General features: G+C 73.4%; 3 protein-coding genes. All 3 read left to right on the top strand.

Annotation, left to right across the window (positions count from 1 at the left end; all coding sequences use genetic code 11):
- On the top strand, positions 1-758 hold a 758-nt coding region (locus tag AOK18_RS20720), incomplete at its 5' end, for an FUSC family protein (RefSeq protein WP_167738716.1).
- Between the two features lie 154 nt (positions 759-912).
- Positions 913-1,584: a DUF899 domain-containing protein gene (locus AOK18_RS20715; protein WP_055695339.1), complete on the top strand. Its 672-nt coding sequence runs from the start codon at positions 913-915 to the stop codon at positions 1,582-1,584.
- Positions 1,585-1,769: 185 nt separating this feature from the next.
- Positions 1,770-2,016: hypothetical protein (locus AOK18_RS33635; protein ID WP_206281574.1), on the top strand; the 247-nt coding region annotated here is incomplete at its 3' end.

Below are 2,016 nucleotides of genomic sequence, written 5' to 3'. Positions count from 1 at the left end.
GTCACGGGCAGCCAGTACCAGTGCTCGTGCTGCCCGTGACCGCCGTCTTCCTCGTCAAGCCCGACCTGGGACCGCTCGCCTCCCGGGTCCTGAACCGGGCCGCCGGAACCGTGCTCGGCGCGCTCCTCTTCGCCGGGCTCGCCGCCGTACTGCCCCACCCCGAGGGGCTCGTCGCCCTGGTCGCGATCAGCGGGGCCCTCATCCCGGTCGCCTCCCGGCACTTCGCCGCACAGACCACCGTCGTCACCGTGCTCGTGCTCGCCCTGGTCATGGCGGGCGGCGAACGGCAGGCCTCCGTGGCGCGGATCGGCGAGACCCTGCTGGCCTGCGCGATCGTCCTCGTCGTCGGACACCTGCCGATGCCCGTACGGCGCGGCGGCGCCATCAGGTCCCGGCTCACGGAGGCGGGACACGCCGCACACGCCTACCTCACCCACGTCCTGGACGGCACCGGCGACCGCGCCGCCCGCTGGACCCTGCGCCGCGAGGCCTACCGCACCCTCGCCGAAGCCCGCGGCGCCATCGCGCTCGCCTCCGCCGAACTCCCCGCGCTCGCCCGGCACGCCGACGGCGCGGACGACTTCGCCGCCCTCCTCGAACTGCTCGTCGACACCACCACCGCCTGCGCCGTCCAGCTCGACGACACGGGCCGGCTCGACGCCCGGCACGCCGAACGGCTCGCCGAACTGCGGGACGCCCTCGACCGGCGCCGCGAACGCCTCGGGGTCCGGCTGCCGGAACTGCCCGTCGCGGGGTGAGGGGCAAAGAGGTGCGGGCGGCCGGCGGGGACGGGCGACCGGGGACCGCGGGCGGCCGGTCCGGAAGATCCTGGTACCGGGCGGGCGGGTTCCGATGAGTTCCGGCGACGGATCCGGTCACCTCCTGCAACGGGACCGTCGCACAGGAGGAACCATGTCGCTTCCGGAGATCGTCTCGCGCGCGCACTGGCACGCGGCGCGAGCGGAACTGCTGGCCAAGGAGAAGGCCGTCGCCCGCGCCGGGGACGCGCTCAACGCCGAGCGGCGCCGGCTGCCCATGGTCGCGGTCGACCGGGAGTACCTGTTCGAGGGCGGCGACGGCGAGGCCACGCTGCCCGACCTGTTCGAGGGGCGGCGGCAGCTCGTCGTGCACCACTTCGTGTGCCCGCCCGAGGGGGACGCCGGATGCCGCGGCTGCTCCGCGTTCCTGGACCGGATCGGGAACCTCGCCCTCCTGGGGGCCCGCGACACCGCCTTCGCGGTGGTCTCCCGGGCCCCGTACACGAGGATCCTCCCGTTCAAGGCGCGGATGGGCTGGGCGCTGCCCTGGTACTCCTCGCCCACCGGCGACTTCGACGAGGACTTCGAGGTGACCCCCGAACGGGACGGAGGGCCGGTCGGGCGGCCGGGCCTGAGCTGCTTCCTGCGGGACGGGGACCGCGTCTTCCACACGTACTCCACCCACGGGCGCGGCCTCGACGGACTCGGCTCGGCCACCAGCCTGCTGGACCTCACGGCGCTCGGCAGGCACGAGGAGGGGGAGGACGGACACGACGCGTGCGGCGGACAGGACGCATACGACGGGCAGGACGGGCAAGGCGGATGAGACGAGTGCGATGAGTGCGGAAACCCGTACGGATGGTGACCGCACGTCCGAGAGAGCGGAGAGAATCACCCGCCCCCGGTGGTGAACGGGTGACAACCACGTCTCAGTAGCGTCACCGGGCGAGGCGTTCCTCCGCCGTCGGCGTTTCACTCTACGGGTGCGATGCCGAAGAGGAGGGCCAGCAGGTGAACGGGCGAACGGTGCTTGAAAGCTTTCCCGCGGGCGGGCCGCGGGGGTCCTGGCCGGCGGAGGAGTTCGCGCGGGCGCGGCGCATGGAGGGCCTGCCCGCCGAGGTCGTCATGGACCTCGCGACCGACATGTTCCTGGTGATCGTCCGCGGTCGGGCACGAAAAGGGTTTCCTGACGTTCCCGGAGCGGACGGCTCCGTCAGCCCCGACAGGCCTGCGGCGCCAATCCGAGAGCAATCGAACC

Origin of the sequence: Streptomyces prasinopilosus, assembly GCF_001419695.1 — a bacterium.
Lineage (GTDB): Bacteria > Actinomycetota > Actinomycetes > Streptomycetales > Streptomycetaceae > Streptomyces > Streptomyces prasinopilosus.
The sequence above is the reverse complement of the archived record's forward strand: the minus strand, read 5'-3'. Positions and strand labels throughout refer to the sequence as shown.